The following is a 17109-nucleotide window of genomic DNA, read 5'->3' as shown; positions in this document are numbered from 1 at the left end:
CCGGAACCCGTCTGCCGCCCGGCAGACACGAATGTGCAGCTAAGAGGGAAGGGATCATGGCGAGCGTTGTGCTACGCAATGTCACAAAAGCCTGGGGCGATACGGTGGTGTCGAAAGATATTGATCTCACTATTCGTGAAGGGGAATTTGTTGTTTTCGTCGGCCCGTCGGGCTGTGGCAAATCGACGCTGCTGCGCATGATTGCCGGACTGGAAACCATCACCAGCGGCGAACTGTTGATCGGCGACCGGCACATGAATGAGGTGCCGCCCGCCGAACGTGGCATCGGCATGGTGTTTCAGTCTTATGCGCTCTATCCCCACCTGTCGGTGGCGGAGAATATGTCGTTTGGCCTGAAGCTGGCCGGGGTGAAAAAAGCGGAGATCCATCAGCGCGTCAATCAGGTGGCAGAGATTCTGCAACTGGCGCACCTGCTCGATCGCCGGCCTAAAGCCCTCTCTGGCGGTCAGCGTCAGCGCGTGGCGATTGGCCGCACGCTGGTGGCGGAGCCGCGCGTCTTTCTGCTGGATGAACCGCTGTCGAACCTCGACGCGGCGCTGCGCGTCCAGATGCGCATTGAGATCTCCCGTCTGCATAAGCGCCTGAAGCGCACCATGATTTACGTCACCCACGATCAGATCGAAGCGATGACGCTGGCAGACAAGATCGTGGTGCTGGATGCCGGGCGCATTGCGCAGGTCGGCAGGCCGCTTGAGTTGTATCACTATCCCGCCAACCGCTTTGTCGCCGGGTTTATTGGCTCACCCAAAATGAATTTCCTGCCGGTAAAAGTGACCGCCACCGCCATTGATCAGGTGCAGGTGCGGCTGCCGAATCAGCAGCTGGTCTGGCTGCCGGTGGACAGTGCTGGCGTCCAGGTCGGCAGCAATATGTCACTGGGTATTCGCCCGGAACATCTGCTCTCCAGCGATATCGCCGACGTCACCCTGGAAGGGGAAGTGCAGGTGGTGGAACAGCTGGGGCATGAAACACAGATTCACATCGAGATTCCCGCTATCCGTCAGAACCTGGTCTACCGCCAGGAGGACGTCGTGCTGGTAAAAGAGGGCGCCATCCTCGGTATTGGCCTGCCGCCCGAGCGTTGTCACCTGTTCCGCGAGGACGGGAGCGCGTGCCGCAGGCTGTATCAGGAGCCGGGTGTATAGCCCTGCCAAAAACAATAAAAGCAATGACCTCAGGAGATAGAAAATGTTAACTCTGCGCAAACTTCCCATTGCCGTTGCCGTCGCGGTGGGCACCCTCTCCGCCCCGACGATGGCGGTTGATTTTACCGGTTACGCCCGTTCCGGCATTGGCTGGACCGGCAGCGGTGGCGAGCAGCAATGTTTTCAGGCGACCGGCGCTCAAAGTAAGTACCGTCTGGGTAACGAGTGTGAAACCTACGCCGAACTGAAATTAGGCCAGGAAGTGTGGAAAGAGGGCGACAAAAGCTTCTATTTCGACACCAACGTGGCTTACTCCGTGGCACAGCAGAATGACTGGGAAGCGACATCCCCCGCTTTCCGCGAAGCCAACGTCAAAGGTAAAAACCTGATTGATGCGCTGCCAGGTTCAACCATCTGGGCCGGTAAGCGGTTCTATCAGCGTCACGACGTTCATATGATCGACTTCTACTACTGGGATATCTCCGGTCCGGGCGCGGGTCTGGAAGATGTCGATTTGGGCTTTGGTAAGCTCTCTTTCGCGGCAACCCGTTCGTCTGAAGCCGGCGGCTCTTATACCTTCTCCAGCGATCGTATCCGTGACTTCGCCACCAGCACTGCCAACGACGTGTTTGATGTGCGTCTGGCCGGTCTGGAAACTAACACGGATGGCGTGCTGGAACTGGGTGTCGATTACGGTCGTGCCAATGCCCGTGACGACTACCGTCTGGAGGATGGCGCGTCGAAAGATGGCTGGATGTTCACGGCTGAACATACCCAGAGCATGCTGAAGGGTTACAACAAGTTCGTGCTGCAGTACGCCACTGATGCGCTGACCTCGCAGGGCAAAGGCGTGCCGCAGGGTACCAGTCTGAATAACAATGGTGACATGTATCGTATTCTCGATCACGGCGCGATCTCGCTGGCGGAACGCTGGGACCTGATGTACGTCGCCATGTATCAGAACATCGATCTGGACAACAACCGCGGCACCGAGTGGTACACCGTGGGTGTGCGCCCGATGTACAAATGGACGCCGATTATGAGCACGTTGCTGGAACTGGGCTACGACAACGTCAAATCGCAGCAGGCTAACGAGCGCAACGGCCAGTACAAAGTGACGCTGGCGCAGCAGTGGCAGGCGGGCGACAGCATCTGGTCTCGTCCGGCACTGCGTCTGTTCGCGACCTACGCCAAATGGGATGAAAAGTGGGGTTACAACAAAGATAACTCAGGCGATCTCACCACCTTCGCCTCTGCGGACACCAGCGGCAACGGCATCCTGACTAACAGCCGTGGCAACAACGACGAAGTCACCTTCGGCGCGCAGATGGAAATCTGGTGGTAACCCTTTTCTGACAGGCGCGGCGTCGCGCCTGAGGGATCTCTTTGGTCGTGGTGTGCCATTGCCTGGTTCACATCGCGACCTGTAATAAGGTACGCATAATGAAAATGAAAAAACTGGCTGCACTCTGTCTGAGTGCGGCGCTGCTGACAGGGCACACTCTGCCTGCCCTGGCCGATGTTAATCTGGTGCCACAGGATCTCTCCGCTGCACCCGTCGTGGCACCTGAATCGCTACAACGTCTGAGCTGGCAACCGCTGGCGGCCTCTCAGACCCAGACCACGACACTTTCGAACAGCGGCCAGACGCTGAACGCGCCACACATTGCCGGGTCGGTCGCGGCCTACAGTCTGCCCGCCAATATCGGCGAACTGACGCTGACGCTGAGCAGTGAAGTGGCGAACGGTCAGGTTTTCGCGCCGAACGTGCTGGTGCTGGATGAAAACCTGCGTCCCGCGGCCTGGTTCCCCAGCCGCTACTTTACCTATCAGAAGCCGGGCGTGATGGCGGCAGATCGACTGGAAGGGGTGATGAAGCTAACCCCGGCGCTGGGTCAGCAAAAAATCTACCTGCTGGTGTTCACCACCGACAGCGATCTGACGCAAACCACCACGCTGCTTGACCCGGCCAAGGCCTACGCCCAGGGCACCGGTCATGCGGTACCGGATATCCCCGATCCCGTCGCCCGCCACAGCCGGGAAGGCACGATCAAGCTGAAGATGCAGACCAGCTCCGGCTCATCCATTCTGGTCGGGCCGCTGTTTGGTTCATCCGGCCCGAGCGCGGTGACCGTCGGCAATACCGCACCTGCGGCAGCGTACAGCGCAGCACCGGCACCCGCCGCAGCGCCCGCGCCCAAAGCCCGCGCGGAACCGATCATGAGCGACACCGAGCGTTACTTTAATCAGAAGATCACCGAGGCGGTGAACAGCGGCAATATCGACAAGGCGCTGAAACTGCTGGATGAAGCCGAGCGGCTGGGTTCCACTTCTGCGCGGCAAACCTTTATCAGTAGTGTTAAAGGCAAGGGGTGAAGCTGCCCCGACAATACTGATGTTGTTCCATCTGGTGCGCTGCGGCGCACCTTTTTTTTGTTGCAGAGATCCTGATTGCATGATTTTTTTGCGTGGTTTTACGCATTGCGTAAGTCATGCTGTGGGCAATAGCGTTTGATGAATATAGGCTAACTAAGCTGTTTCAGGGATGACTTTTCTGGAGGCTAAATGCGAAGTTACACGACAACACAGGCCCGAAAATATCTTGCTGAAATCATGGATATCGTGATGGCGCGTGAGCCTGTGATTATCACCCGCCGGGGCGGCTCTGCTGCTGTGCTTATCAGTCGCGAAGAGTTTGATGTCTGGCAGGAAATAAAACAGGGTGCCAATTTTTCAGTCGATACGGAAAAGCGTAATCAGAAGCTTTTAATGAAGACTTAGTAACAAAACATTCGCTCTTATAGCGAACAATGCATTTGCATTGCCAATGCACTTGCATTACTGTTGCGCTATCTTGTTTCTTCTAGTGAGAATCCGCAATGGGAACTCTGACTCATGCAAACATCTCTCTGCGTGCTTCATCAAAACTGACAGCCCGCAGCCAGACCACTATCCCTGCCGCAGTTCGTGATGCGATGAATCTGCAACCTGGTGAGAATATCGAATACGCTGTTCTGCCGGGCGGCAAAGTCCTTATTGCCCGTCAGGAAACGGTGACTGATGATGATCCAGTGATGGCGAGCTTTCTGAGTTTTCTTGCTGCTGACATACGCAACACGCCTGCAAATATTAAAACGCTGGATCGAGGATTATTAACTCGCATTACATCGTTGACCGAAGGTATGGACATTGATTTGGATGCTCCACTCATGGACGATGAGTAATTAAGTATGGAAGACAGCACGGTTATAAATGGATGGCACGTTTATGTTCATCCCTGTTTTGAATCGCAGCTGATTGCGCTGACCAATGAAGTGGAGTTACTCAGGGCTAAATATCCTGAAAGTTACCAGCGAAAAGCGACGACTAAGCTTTTAGCCGCTGTGTTTAAAGTTATCAATAGTGAGATTTGCACCGATCCACATCAGGCAAAGTTTCGCCAGGGCGATACGCTGGGAGAACAAAATAAGCATTGGTTCCGTGCAAAGTTTTTGATGCAGTATCGTTTGTTCTTTAGATTCAGTGAGCAACATAAAACCATCATCCTTGCATGGATGAATGACGCTGAAACCAAACGTGCTTATGGCAGTAAGCGTGACGCCTATAAAGTATTTTCAGGAATGTTGCATAACGGCTATCCACCTGACGACTGGGCATTGCTGTTAAAGCAATCTCAGGAATGGGCGAATACAAATTCTTAAGTTGATTAAATCCTGAACAGCATCCGGTGTGTTTTTCAGATGCTCGTGCTCAGGGTGATCTTATCACTGTTGAGAGGCGCTGATTACAGTAGCAGCGTGCGAGCCGTTGCCGGCCCGCACGCTGTAATAACTGAAAATTATGTAAAACAGGCTGCGTCAGTTAAGAGTCTGCGTCGCGCGTTAACCTTCAGTCGCGCAGTAGCCGCTTACGTCGTGCCGTCAGATCACGCAGCAGCGTGTCAGTGGCAGGATCGCTGAACAACGTTTCCAGCGGTACGCTCAGTTTGCGTCGCCAGTTCGGATATTCATCGCGGGTGCCCGGTATATTGACCGGCGCCGCCATATCCAGCCAGTCCTCTGGTTGCAGTCCCAACAGGGCGCTGTGACTGTCAGCCAGATAGTGCTGCATCGCCCGGTTTAATGCCTTGCTCATGCCGGTGCGACGTGCATCGCGTCCGGCACGTTTCGGCAGGGCACCAACGCGATGCAGACTCTGCAGCAGTGCCTGCTTCGCCCGCAGCCGATCCTGATATAGCCCGGCCAGCATCACCTTGTCGGGATAGAGGCCGAGTTGTGCGCCGGTGGTCAAATCATCGCTCTGCCACCAGCCACGCAGCGTCGGAAGATCGTGAGTGGTCGCCACCGCCATTGCCTGCCGTGGCCATTCGGCGGGCGGACGAAAACCATGGGCTGACTCCTGCTCAAAATAGAGCACCTTATAGGAGTAGACCCCGCCGTCCCTCAGCTTATCGACAATCGCCTCCGGCACGGTGCCGAGATCTTCGCCAATTACCATGCAGCGGTGACGATGACTTTCCAGCGCCAGAATCGCCAGCAGATCGTCGATGGGATAGTGCACATAGGCACCGTGCATCGCGCTATCACCGGCCGGAATCCACCACAGCCGCATCAGCGCCATCACATGGTCAATACGCAGCGCGCCGCAGTGGCGCATACTGGCGCGCAGCAGGGCGATCCACGGCTCCCAGGCGCGCTGCCGCATCACCTGCGGATCCATGGGCGGCAACCCCCAGTCCTGGCCGCGCGGGCCAAGAATATCGGGTGGCGCACCGATGCTGGCCTCCATGCAGTAGAGATCGCGCTCGCTCCAGGTCTCTGCGCCACCCTGCGCAACACCCACCGCCAGATCGCGGTAAAGGCCAATCGGCATCTGCTGCTGCTGGCAGATGTCCCAGCAGTCGGCAAACTGCTTCGCGGCCAGCCACTGCAGCCAGAGCCAGAAGCGCACCTGATCCTGATGTTGTTTCAAAAATGCCTGCACAGCCGGGGTACCGGGATTCTGCAACGCCTCCGGCCAGACTGGCCAGCCCCAGCGCCCGCTATCCTGTGCCATCTGGTCGGCGTGCAGCGCATCAAACAGCGCCTGATGCTGCAGGCTTTCGCCACCCTCCCGGATAAACACATTAAACGCCTGTACCTCTGAATCGGCGGCGTCACGCTGGGTGAACTGCGACCACGCCAGGCTCAGTGCCTGAATCTTCAGCCGGGTTACCGCCGCATAATCGACCCATTCGGCCGCGCGAGTCTGCTCCAGCGCCTGCTGCGTCTCCGGCAACTGCCACCATTCCTGCGCGGTGGCGCTCTGCCGGAAGTCAGTGACCGCGCCTACATCGATGTAGAGTACATTGAGCCAGCGTCGGGACGACGGGCTGTAAGGGCTTGCGCTCTCGGGGCAGGAAGGAAAGAGCGCATGGACAGGATTAAGACCGATAAACGCGCCGCCGCGTGCGGACACCTCTGGCAGCATCCTGCGCAGATCGCCAAAGTCGCCAATGCCCCAGTTTTCCGCCGAGCGCAGGGTATAGAGCTGCACGCAGGCGCCCCACAACGACTCACCCGCCAGCAGTGCAGGGGGTTCATAACAGCGGGCCGGCGCAATAATCACCCGGCACGACCACTGCTGTGCGCCCTGCTGCAGCGTCAGCTGGTGATAGCCTTCGGGCAGCGGCGGCAGATGCAGCGGCTGGGCGGGCTGGCAGCGACCTGAGCTGATCTCACCCGCCTCGCTGGTAAGATGCCAGTGGGCATCGTCGCTCAGCTGTGGCGACAGACTCAGCAGGTCGCCGCTGTGAAAAATGACTCCTGGCGGCAGCGGCGTGCTCAGCGGATGGGGAGGCTGCATCACCGCCAGCAAACGCTGGCGGGTCAGGGTCGGGATCGCCTGCGGCTTACCGTGCGCATTGATATACTCTGCGGCGATGCCTGCCAGCGAAAAATCGTCCAAAACTTTCATCGCGTTCCTTAGCGTTTCGCTTGCCAGATGCGCTGCTGGTAATCGCGGATCGCACGATCGGAGCTGAACATGCCACAGCGCGCGGTATTGAGGATGGTGGCACGGGTCCAGGCCTCCTGATCGCTCCACAGCAGTTCCACCTGCGCCTGCGCGTCCAGATAGGGCTGGAAGTCAGCCAGCACCAGATAAGGATCGCCGCCTTCCGGACCGAGGCTGTGCAGCATCGCGTCAAAGGCGTGGAGGTCACCCTGGCTGAAGGTGCCATCTTCCAGCGCCTGTAAAACCCGATTGAGCTGCGGATCTTTTTTGCGCCACTGCGCCGGGGCATAGCCATCGGCTTTTAACGCCTTCACCTGTTCCACGGTATGTCCGAAGATAAAAATGTTCTCGCTGCCGACCTGCTCAGCGATCTCAACGTTCGCCCCATCCAGTGTGCCGATGGTCAGCGCTCCGTTAAGCGCCAGCTTCATGTTACCGGTGCCGGAGGCCTCTTTACCGGCGGTAGAAATCTGTTCGGAGAGATCGGCGGCGGGAATCAGTCGCTCGGCAACGGAGACGTTGTAATCGGGAATAAACACCACTTTCAGGCGGTTGCCGATGCGCGGGTCCTGATTGATCACCCCGGCCACTTTATTGATGGCGTAGATAATGTTTTTCGCCAGCGCATAACCGGGCGCTGCTTTGGCACCAAACAGCACCACACGCGGCGCACGGTTTGCCTGCGGATCGGTGACCAGCGTCTGCCACAGCGCAATGATGTGCAGCAGGCTCAGATGCTGACGTTTGTACTCATGCAGGCGTTTGATCTGCACATCAAACAGCGCAGTGGGGTCGATTTCGATATCGGTACGGTTTTTGATCCAGCCGACCAGCGCCTGCTTATTCTGCTGCTTGATGGCGCGATATTCCGCGCGGAAGGCGGCGTCATCCGCAAAGGCTTCCAGTCCCTGCAGGGCATCAAGATCGTTCAGCCACGGCTTGTTGAGCGTTCGGGTGATCAGCGCACTTAGCGCCGGGTTGCACTGATTGATCCAGCGGCGCGGTGTGATGCCGTTGGTCACGTTATGGAATTTCTCCGGCCACAGCTGGTGATATTCCGGGAAGAGATCCTGCACCACCAGTTTCGAGTGCAGCGCCGCCACGCCGTTAACTGCAAAGCCGCTGGTAACGCAGAGGTTAGCCATCCGCAACTGGTTATTATGCACCAGCGCCAGTTTCGCCCATTTTGCTTCATCATCCGGCCAGCGCGCCGTGACAGCTGTTTTCAGCTGCGCGTTCAGGGTGTTGATAATCATCATATGGCGCGGCAGCAGGCTGCGCACCAGCCGGACATCCCAGCACTCCAGTGCTTCCGGCATCAGGGTATGGTTGGTATAGGCGAAGGTCTGTTGCGTAATCTGCCACGCGCGATCCCAGCTCAGCTGATGCTCATCCAGCAGCAGACGCATCAGTTCCGGGATTGCCAGCGTCGGATGGGTGTCGTTCAGCTGGATCACTTCGTAATCGGCCAGGGTTTCGATGCTGCGTCCGGCCCGATGATGACGACGCAGAATATCAGCCAGCGCGCAGGCGCACTGGAAATATTGCTGCATCAGACGCAGCTTTTTACCGTTCTGGTGATTGTCATTGGGATAGAGCACTTTGGTCAGTTTTTCTGCATCAATGCCCTGTTGCTCCGCGCGCAGAAAGTCACCGTCATTGAAGCGACTAAGATTAAACGGCTGCGCATGTTTCGCCTGCCACAAACGCAGTGGCTGACTGATGCCATTCTCAAAACCAACGACCGGCAGATCCCAGGCTTCACCAACCAGTTCAAACGCCGGCTGCCACTGCTGCTGCCCCGCAGCGGTCAACACTTTACCGCCCAGTCCAACGCTGACGTTGAGCGCAGCATTATGGTTAAACCACGGGTAGCAATCGCGTTGCCAGTCATCCGGGCCTTCAATCTGTGCGCCCTGTTCAAAGCGCTGGCGGAACAGTCCGTACTGATAGTTCAGACCATAGCCCGTCGCAGGCTGCCCCACATTCGCCATGGAATCCAGGAAGCAGGCGGCCAGACGACCGAGTCCGCCGTTGCCCAGCGCCGGATCCGTTTCGTTTTCCAGCACGTCGGTCAGTGAAATGTTCCAGGCCGACAGCGCGTCGTTAACCGCGTCATACCAGCCCAGGTTCAGCAGGTTGTTGCCGGTCAGGCGACCGATCAGAAACTCCATCGACAGGTAGTTAACATGGCGGAGATCTGTCGGGGCCGGGCGAGCGGGTTGTGCGGCCAGCATATCGGCCAGCGCACCGCTAAGTGCCTGCCACCATTGTGCGTGGGTCATCTCCTGCGCATTGCGCAGGCCAAAACGCTGCCACTGACGGGTCAGGGCAGCGTTGAACTGAGTCGGGTTGAAATCGGGCTGTGTCATGGTTGATGTCCTGTAAAAACAGAAAATGGATCAATGTGCCGACAGTCTGCCCAGGCGGAAATCATTGCTCATCCTCCTGAAAAGAATTAGGGCAGGAGGATAGGGAGGGTGGAGAGGATGAGGCTAATCCGAAATCGTCGCAGGAGTGTGATTGCGCACGCTTTTGTAAAGTTTAATTAATGGGTTTGCTTGCATTCATCTGACGAAATGCTGAACCTGTGTAAGGAATAATTACGAAGCGTAAAATAATGATGCGCTCGACAAATGGAGAAACGTGCGCCCATGTTAATACCCGCCAAACTCAGTCGCCCGGTGCGTCTTGAAGGCACCGTAATCCGCGAGAGATTGCTGCAAAAGCTCACCGCTGCCGGTAACTATCGGCTGGTGCTGGTGACCAGTCCGGCGGGCTACGGTAAAACCACACTGGTATCGCAATGGGCGGCGGGGAAAAGCGACCTGGGCTGGGTTTCTCTGGATGAGGGCGATAATCAGCCGGAACGCTTCGCCGATTACCTGATCGCGGCACTGCAACAGGCGACGCACGGCGGCTGTCCCCGCAGTGAGCTGCTGGCGCAGAAGCGGCAATATGTGAATCTCAATGCGCTGTTTTCACAGCTCTTTATCGAGCTGGTGGAGTGGCAGCAGCCGCTTTGGCTGATTGTTGATGACTACCATCTGATCACCAACCCGGTCATTCACGACGCGATGCGCTTTTTCCTGCGTCATCAGCCTGAAAATCTGACCCTGATTCTGATGTCACGTAACCTGCCGCAGCTCGGTATCGCGAACCTGCGGGTGCGTGAGCAATTGATCGAACTGGGCAGCCAGCAGCTGGCGTTCACCCATCAGGAAGCGCGCCAGTTTTTTGATTGCCGTCTGGCGGCCCCGCTTGAAAGCGAAGAGAGCAGTCGCCTCTGTGATGATGTCGCAGGCTGGGCAACGGCGCTGCAGCTGATTGTCTTGTCGGCACGTCAGGGAGCCAGTTCGGCTCAGCATTCCGCCCGACGTCTCTCGGGCATTAATGCCAGCCATCTCGCCGACTATCTGGTGGAAGAGGTGCTGGATAACGTCGATCTGCCGACCCGCCATTTTTTATTGAAAACCGCGCTGCTGCGCTCAATGAATGATGAACTGATCGCCTGCGTGACCCGTGAAGAGAACGGTCAGATGCGGCTGGAGGAGATTGAGCGACAGGGACTGTTTCTGCAGCGTATGGACGATTCCGGCTGCTGGTTCAGCTACCATCCGCTGTTCGGCAACTTCCTGCGTCAGCGCTGTCAGTGGGAACTGGCGGCGGAGCTGCCTGCGCTGCATCGAGCCGCAGCCGAGAGCTGGATGGCGCAGGGCTTTCCGGGCGAGGCGATTCACCATGCGCTTGCCTCAGGCGACGCTACCATGCTGCGGGACGTGCTGCTGAAGCACGCCTGGACGCTGTTTAATCAGAGCGAGCTGCCGCTGCTGGAGAACTCTTTAAAAGCGCTGCCGTGGGAGATGATGCTCGACAACCCGATGCTGGTGCTATTGCAGGCGTGGCTGATGCAGACTCAGCATCGCTTTTCAGAAGTCGACAGCCTGCTGGCGCGTTTTGAGCAGGCCAGCCACTGCGAGATAGATGCGGCACTGCGCGGTGAATTTAATGCATTGCGCGCTCAGGTGGCGATCAACGATGGCAATACCGATGAAGCGGAGCGGCTGGCGAAAGTGGCGCTCGATACTCTGCCCACCAGCCGTCACTACAGCCGCATTGTGGCAACTTCGGTGCATGGCGAGGTGATGCACTGCAAAGGCGAACTGGACGACTCACTCAAGCTGATGCGGCAGACCGAACAGATGGCGCGTCGCGATGAAATATGGCACTACGCGCTCTGGAGCCTGATTCAGCAGAGCGAAATCCTGTTTGCGCAGGGCTTTTTGCAGGCCGCCTGGGAGATCCAGAGCCGCGCCTTTGTGCTGGTGGAAGAGCAGCATCTGGCACAGTTCCCGCTGCATGAGTTTCTGCTGCGCATTCGCGCTCAGCTGCTGTGGGCCTGGGGCCGTCTGGAAGAGGCGGAACAGGCGGCGCGCGAAGGCATCAAGGTGCTGAATGGTTACCAGCCGCAGCAGCAGATTCAGTGTCTGGGATTGCTGGTGCAGTGCTCGCTGGCGCGCGGCAATATTGATAATGCCCGCAGCTATCTGAACCGGCTGGAAAACCTGCTGAACAACGGCAACTGGCACAGCGACTGGATCGCCAATGCCGATAAAGTCCGGGTGATTTACTGGCAGATGACGGGCGACAGTCAGAACGCCCGCGACTGGATGCGGCAGACACCTAAACCCGCCTTCGCCAACAACCATTTTCTGCAGGGACAGTGGCGTAACATCGCCCGCGCGCAGATTCTGCTGGGTGATGTCAGCCAGGCGGAAGTGGTGCTGGAGGAGCTGAATGAGAATGCCCGCGCCCTGCGCCTGATGAGCGATTTAAACCGTAATCTGCTGCTGCTCAATCAGATCTACTGGCAGACTGACCGCAAAGCGGAGGCGCAGCGCGTGCTGATTGAGGCGCTGAAACTGGCGCGCAGCACGGGCTTTATCAGCCATTTTGTCATTGAAGGCGAGATGATGGCGCAGCAACTGCGGCAGCTGATACAGCTTAATACCCTGAATGAGCTGGACAACCACCGCGCCCGCCGCATCCTGCTGGAGATCAACAAATATCACCGTCACAAGTTCGCCCATTTCGATGAAGGTTTTGTCAGCCGGTTGCTTAACCATCCTGACGTGCCGGAGCTGATTCGCACCAGCCCGCTGACGCAGCGCGAATGGCAGGTGCTGGGGTTAATCTATTCGGGCTACAGCAACGATCAAATTGCCGGTGAGCTGGCGGTAGCGTCAACCACGATCAAAACCCATATCCGTAATCTCTATCAGAAACTGGGCGTGTCACATCGTAGCGAAGCGATGAATCAGGTGCAGTCGCTTCTGAAAATGATGGGGTATGTTTGAGGGTATTGGTTGGACAGGTTAATTGCGGAATATCGCTGGCGATGCATTATCAGCATCACGTTATTACAGGCGTCTTTATCCAGTCTGCGCCTTGAAACGAAAAGCCTGGCGAATTGCTTTACCAAAAGAGAGACGTTATCACCCACCAGAAAAAGCCGGTGAAGTAAGGTAATTCTCCGTCGGCGTTCGCTATCAGAAGCTGTTACGACCAACGAATATTCCGTGAATGAACCTGTCTGAAAGTATAAGCAGAATGATCTATAGCTAAGAAAATTCTGTGTGCAAGCGTAACCAGCGCTATGTTAATATTTGCGCGCTTATTCAACTCTCCTGCCGTGCGTAGTATTACCGGAACGCAGTATGACCCATAAATATCACCTGCATCATAATGTCGATGTGCTGCTTCTGCTGCGCCGCATCTGCCAGCTCGCCCTGGCGCTACTTATTCTGCTGTTTCTTCATCCCCCTATTGCGCTGGCCGGGACAAAAGATGACAAAGCTAATCGTATCGTTAGCGGCATCATCAGTTTCACTCACTGGCAAAATTTAAACAGGCCGCCTGAATTATGTGTTTTTACTTCAGCACGCCATCTCTCTTTGCCGGAAAATAGCGCCGCTGCGGCCGCGACATTCACCGTTCTCTATCTTGCGGGTGCAGGTGATTCTGCAATGCATCGATGCGATGCCATTTATTTCGGCGATCAGACACCGCAGCAGCAGGTGGACATTATTGAGAAGCTGAAGGGAAGAGCGGTGCTTACCCTTGCAGAGAACAATGCGGAATGCACGCTGGGCGCCGCTTTTTGTCTGATTTTTCAACCGGACCATACGCATTTTTCCGTTAATCTCGATTCACTTGCCAGAAGCGGTGTCAGAGTGAATCCGGATGTGCTTTTGCTCTCCCGCGAGGGAAGTGAATGAAATGAAATTCGATAAACTAAAGCACGATAAATCATCCATCCGCAATAAACTGCGCAAAATAAGCACCATCAATTCGGCGGTGATATTACTGTTGTGCTGGCTGTTGCTCTCATCGACGTCGCTGCTTTTTATTAAAAATTATGAGAAACGAAACCTCGAATTAATCGGCTCGACGCTAAGTACCACGCTCACCGCGGCAACCGTTTTTGCCGATAGCTACGATGCACGTAATAAAATCGAACGGCTTGGCAATGAAGGCATGTACGCTTCTGCGAAGCTGGTTACACGGGATCAGCTGGTTCTGGTCCAGTGGAATGCACAGCGGGAACAGACGGGCTGGTTTTCGCGGTTGCTGCGTGAGTGGATTTATCACAAACCACTTAACGTTGAGATTCTTCATGCTGACGTGGCTGTTGGTACGCTAATGCTGGAAGGGACCGTAACCGGCGCGGTGAGTTTCCTTCAATACTCATTCATGATTCTCTCCATAGGGATGCTCTGCGTACTGATTATCTCGCTGATGCTGAGTGAGTTTCTGCATCGGGGTATGATTGCGACACTGCGTACCATTACCAGTTCGATTCACTATGTCATTCATTCGGGTGATTTTTCCCTGCGTATTCCGGGTGGCCCAATCAGAGAATTTCAGCTCTTTTCAGATGACCTCAACTCCCTGCTGATGGAAATGCAATCACTGAAGGCGTCGCTGATGCGTGACAATCGCTCGCTGGCAGCTAAAGCCCTGTCCGATCCGCTGACCGGTCTTGCCAACCGCAGCGCCTTCTCTGCTCGCCTGACACAGCGCCTTGACCAGCCAGACGATCACGAGCGCTTTGCGCTGTTGTTTCTGGATGGCGATCGCTTCAAGAGCATCAATGATAACTGGGGCCATGCCGCCGGGGATGAGGTATTAAAAGCGATAGGATCGCGTCTTTTATCGCTGGCGACTGAACAGGATGTAGTCGCACGATTAGGGGGCGATGAATTTGCCATGCTGGTCAACAGCCGGACGAGTGAGGCGCAGTTACAGCAGCTCATGCAGCGCATTAATGACACCATTGGGGAACGCATCCTTATTACGGATGACATGCCGGTTACAACTTCGGTGACTATTGGCTACGCCTGGTCACGACCTGGCGATACGGTTGAATCGATCCTCGAACGTGCCGATATGAATATGTACAAAAACAAGCGAATAAATAGGGCGTAAATATGAAGAAAAACCTTTCCCTGCTATTGGTTACTCTGGCGCTGGTCGGTTGTCAGTCGAAAGCGCGTTTTAGCGACGCGCAAATCGCAGCGATGAAAAGCGCCGGATTCACGCAGAACCTGGAAGGCTGGGGATTAGGCTTATCTGATAAGATCCTGTTTGGTGTAAATGAATCAGAGCTGACACCCTCGAGTAAGCTCACCATTCGGGGAATGGCGAAAAGTCTGGCGTCGACCGGTATTGAGCATGTGCGCATCGACGGGCATACCGATAATTACGGCAAACCGGATTATAATCAGCAGCTGTCGTTGAAAAGAGCAAACGCGGTCGCGGCTCAGTGGGCGGAAGGCGCGGCGATACCGCGTGAAAATGTTATGACGCGTGGCCTGGGCATGAGTGCACCGGTTGCCAGCAACAATAGCGCGCAGGGACGTGCGCAGAACCGGCGCGTGGCTATTGTCATCACCGCGCCGTAATTATTCAGCGGCCGCGTAATTTTGCGGCCCGCATTAAACATAGCGGATCGCCTGATTACCTATAGCGGGAAGCGTCGCTGAAAAGGGGGGCGGGATAGGGACGTGCACGGTGGGATCCACCGTGCATTTTGCCTGTCAGCGATAAAAGGCTGGTCTGGCTGGCATAGCAACCGGCACGATCCCGCCAGACGTTTGCGCCACGACGCAGGCATCGGCGGCGACGGCAGCGGCATAGCCATCCCACGCGGAGGGACCGGTCATCTCGCCGCTGATGACGTTGTTGATAAAGGCCTGCAACTCCACGTCATACGCATCGATAAAGCGCTTTTTCCAGTCCGTCAGAATGGTGGTGGAGAGCTTAGCCGCGCTGCGCAGTTGCACAGAGACCGGCTCCGGCAGGCGGGCAATGCCGCTTTCACCCACTACTTCACACTGAATGTCGTAACCATATTCACAGTTCACGAAAATTTCGACATCAATGCGTGCGCCTTTGATAGTCTCCAGCAGCACGATCTGCGGGTCATGCAGGTGGGACGACGCCTTACGGGTTTTACGCGGGAAGATCACCTGCACGCTGGCATAGTCATCATTCAGCAGCCAGCGCAGCACATCAAGTTCGTGGATCAGCGTGTCAGTGATCGCCATGTCGGTGGTGTAGCTGTCGCCCACTTCCGGATTACGGTGCGCGCAGTGCAGCATCAGCGGCTCACCAATCTCGCCGCTGTCGATCACCGCTTTTAGTGCGCGATAGCCGCTGTCGTAAGGGCGCATAAACCCGACCTGCACCAGCTGACGTCCTGCCTTAATTTCTGCTTCCACAATGTTTATACAGCCGTGCGCGGTGACCGCCAGCGGTTTTTCGCAGAATACTGCTTTACCCGCCTCAATACAGGCCAGCACAAAGGCTTCATGCGTCGGGCCCCAGGAGGTAACCAGCACCGCGTTAACCTGTGGGTCGTTGATCAGATCAATCGCATTGTCATAAATGCGCGCTTCCGGCGTCAGTTCGTCAATAATCTGCTGGCAGTTGTCACGGTTGATATCGTTGAGTGCCACCACGCGCGCATTCTGTAAAACGGTACTGCAACGGCGGATATGTTCGCGGCCGATTGCGCCGGTGCCGATAACACCAATATTAATGGTCATAATGATTCCTTACGCTGAGTGGTTTAACAGCTGGATGCTGTTGCGAATTTCGCGGGTGATGTCCGCTTCCTGCCAGCTATTCATCACGGAGGAGAACGGCTCAAAGGCGTAAAGGCCGGTGTAGCCCATCTTCTCCAGGCGTTCGACCTGCTGTTTACTGCGCAATCTGTCATCTGCGCTGAGCATGATGCGCTCTTCGTCGGTGAGTTCGCTGACCGGGCGCGGGTCGGTGACACCGGAGAGGTGCACCAGACCGATTTGCTGAATGTCGATTCCCTGCTCAAAAGTCTGTTCGGCCTCTTCAAACAGATGATGATGAAAAGTGTCGATCAGCAAGCGGAAAGGCACGGCCGCCTCGCGGATCAGCGTCTGCGCCTGAGTCGCCGAACGCAGCGAGCTTTGCGGGAAACCCAGCGGTTCCACCAGCCCCTGAATGCCTGCCTCAGCGAACAGCGGGGCCAGGGTTTTCAGCGCGCTTACGGTGTCGGCAGCGCTGATGGGCGTGCCGTCGTTGAGCGGGCAGAGCACCAGCGATTCGGCGCCGACGGCCTGCGCATCGCTTAACAGCTGGCGGGCGCGTTGCAGCACCTCTTCATTCAGCTGGTTGAACGGGTAGAGCGCATTGATGGTAACAATCCGGATGCCTGACTCATGCGCCAGCGCTTTTACCTCATCGCCGCTGAGATCGTCGGTAACGCGTCCGCTGGGCATATCATTGCGCAGTTCGACATTATGAATACCGAGCTGGCTGACCAGTTTAAAAAACTGCGGGATACTCAGGCTGGGCGCTATTTTACGATTAACGCAAAAGCGCGCATTGGGAATATTCAGGCTCATAA

The 17109-nt window shown here is 56.3% G+C and carries 14 protein-coding genes; 10 read left to right on the top strand and 4 right to left on the bottom strand.

What is annotated here, in order from left to right:
- Window positions 1-56: 56 nt before the first annotated feature.
- From malK to AC6I8J_RS20505, 6 genes are all read left to right on the top strand, one after another.
- Complete coding sequence (gene malK, locus AC6I8J_RS20530; protein ID WP_497825792.1) at window positions 57-1166, top strand: maltose/maltodextrin ABC transporter ATP-binding protein MalK; 1110 nt, start codon at window positions 57-59, stop codon at window positions 1164-1166.
- A gap of 43 nt (window positions 1167-1209) precedes the next feature.
- On the top strand, window positions 1210-2511 hold the full coding sequence (locus AC6I8J_RS20525; RefSeq protein WP_161735458.1) for a maltoporin: 1302 nt from the start codon (window positions 1210-1212) through the stop codon (window positions 2509-2511).
- 98 nt (window positions 2512-2609) lie between these two features.
- Entirely contained in the window at window positions 2610-3542 is a 933-nt protein-coding gene (gene malM / locus AC6I8J_RS20520) for a maltose operon protein MalM (RefSeq protein ID WP_222925811.1), read from the top strand.
- Between the two features lie 189 nt (window positions 3543-3731).
- Window positions 3732-3947, top strand: coding sequence for a type II toxin-antitoxin system Phd/YefM family antitoxin (locus tag AC6I8J_RS20515; protein WP_222925810.1), 216 nt, complete (start codon window positions 3732-3734; stop codon window positions 3945-3947).
- Between the two features lie 98 nt (window positions 3948-4045).
- Entirely contained in the window at window positions 4046-4390 is a 345-nt protein-coding gene (locus AC6I8J_RS20510; protein ID WP_497825791.1) for a type II toxin-antitoxin system PrlF family antitoxin, read from the top strand.
- Between the two features lie 6 nt (window positions 4391-4396).
- Window positions 4397-4867 carry a type II toxin-antitoxin system YhaV family toxin gene (locus tag AC6I8J_RS20505; protein WP_161736172.1) on the top strand — a complete coding sequence of 157 codons (471 nt, stop codon included), beginning with the start codon at window positions 4397-4399 and terminating at the stop codon, window positions 4865-4867.
- A 187-nt stretch (window positions 4868-5054) separates the two neighbouring features.
- On the opposite strand, the gene malQ is transcribed toward AC6I8J_RS20505, so the two are convergent.
- Both malQ and malP read right to left on the bottom strand, forming a co-directional pair.
- Window positions 5055-7121 (bottom strand): 4-alpha-glucanotransferase, encoded by a 2067-nt coding sequence (gene malQ, locus AC6I8J_RS20500; RefSeq protein ID WP_497825790.1) that lies wholly within the window; start codon window positions 7119-7121, stop codon window positions 5055-5057.
- 8 nt (window positions 7122-7129) lie between these two features.
- A complete protein-coding gene (gene malP, locus AC6I8J_RS20495) occupies window positions 7130-9532 on the bottom strand; it encodes a maltodextrin phosphorylase (RefSeq protein WP_480343387.1) in 2403 nt (800 codons plus the stop codon).
- A gap of 282 nt (window positions 9533-9814) precedes the next feature.
- On the opposite strand from malP, the gene malT reads away from it, so the two are divergent.
- The 4 genes from malT to yfiB all read left to right on the top strand — a co-directional run bounded on the left by malT (window position 9815) and on the right by yfiB (window position 15124).
- Window positions 9815-12517, top strand: coding sequence for an HTH-type transcriptional regulator MalT (gene malT, locus AC6I8J_RS20490; protein WP_161736169.1), 2703 nt, complete (start codon window positions 9815-9817; stop codon window positions 12515-12517).
- A gap of 360 nt (window positions 12518-12877) precedes the next feature.
- Window positions 12878-13438 carry a regulatory sequestration protein YfiR gene (yfiR, locus tag AC6I8J_RS20485; RefSeq protein ID WP_161736168.1) on the top strand — a complete coding sequence of 187 codons (561 nt, stop codon included), beginning with the start codon at window positions 12878-12880 and terminating at the stop codon, window positions 13436-13438.
- Between the two features lies 1 nt (window position 13439).
- The gene (dgcN, locus tag AC6I8J_RS20480) at window positions 13440-14648 is read left to right on the top strand and encodes a diguanylate cyclase DgcN/YfiN (RefSeq protein WP_222925806.1); all 1209 of its coding nucleotides are present in this window, start codon (window positions 13440-13442) and stop codon (window positions 14646-14648) included.
- A 2-nt stretch (window positions 14649-14650) separates the two neighbouring features.
- The gene (gene yfiB, locus AC6I8J_RS20475; RefSeq protein ID WP_260058481.1) at window positions 14651-15124 is read left to right on the top strand and encodes an outer membrane lipoprotein YfiB; all 474 of its coding nucleotides are present in this window, start codon (window positions 14651-14653) and stop codon (window positions 15122-15124) included.
- 135 nt (window positions 15125-15259) lie between these two features.
- Here the strand turns inward: yfiB and iolG are convergent, their stop codons facing one another.
- Together iolG and AC6I8J_RS20465 are read right to left on the bottom strand one after the other, a co-directional pair.
- Complete coding sequence (gene iolG / locus AC6I8J_RS20470; RefSeq protein WP_497825789.1) at window positions 15260-16270, bottom strand: bifunctional inositol 2-dehydrogenase/D-chiro-inositol 1-dehydrogenase; 1011 nt, start codon at window positions 16268-16270, stop codon at window positions 15260-15262.
- A 9-nt stretch (window positions 16271-16279) separates the two neighbouring features.
- Window positions 16280-17107 (bottom strand): TIM barrel protein, encoded by an 828-nt coding sequence (locus tag AC6I8J_RS20465; RefSeq protein ID WP_305884798.1) that lies wholly within the window; start codon window positions 17105-17107, stop codon window positions 16280-16282.
- Between the last annotated feature and the right edge of the window lie 2 nt (window positions 17108-17109).

It is taken from the genome of Pantoea sp. X-Soil-ISGK-355 (assembly GCF_059730805.1).
Note: the sequence above shows the minus strand (reverse complement) of the source record. Positions and strands in the feature narration are given on the sequence as shown.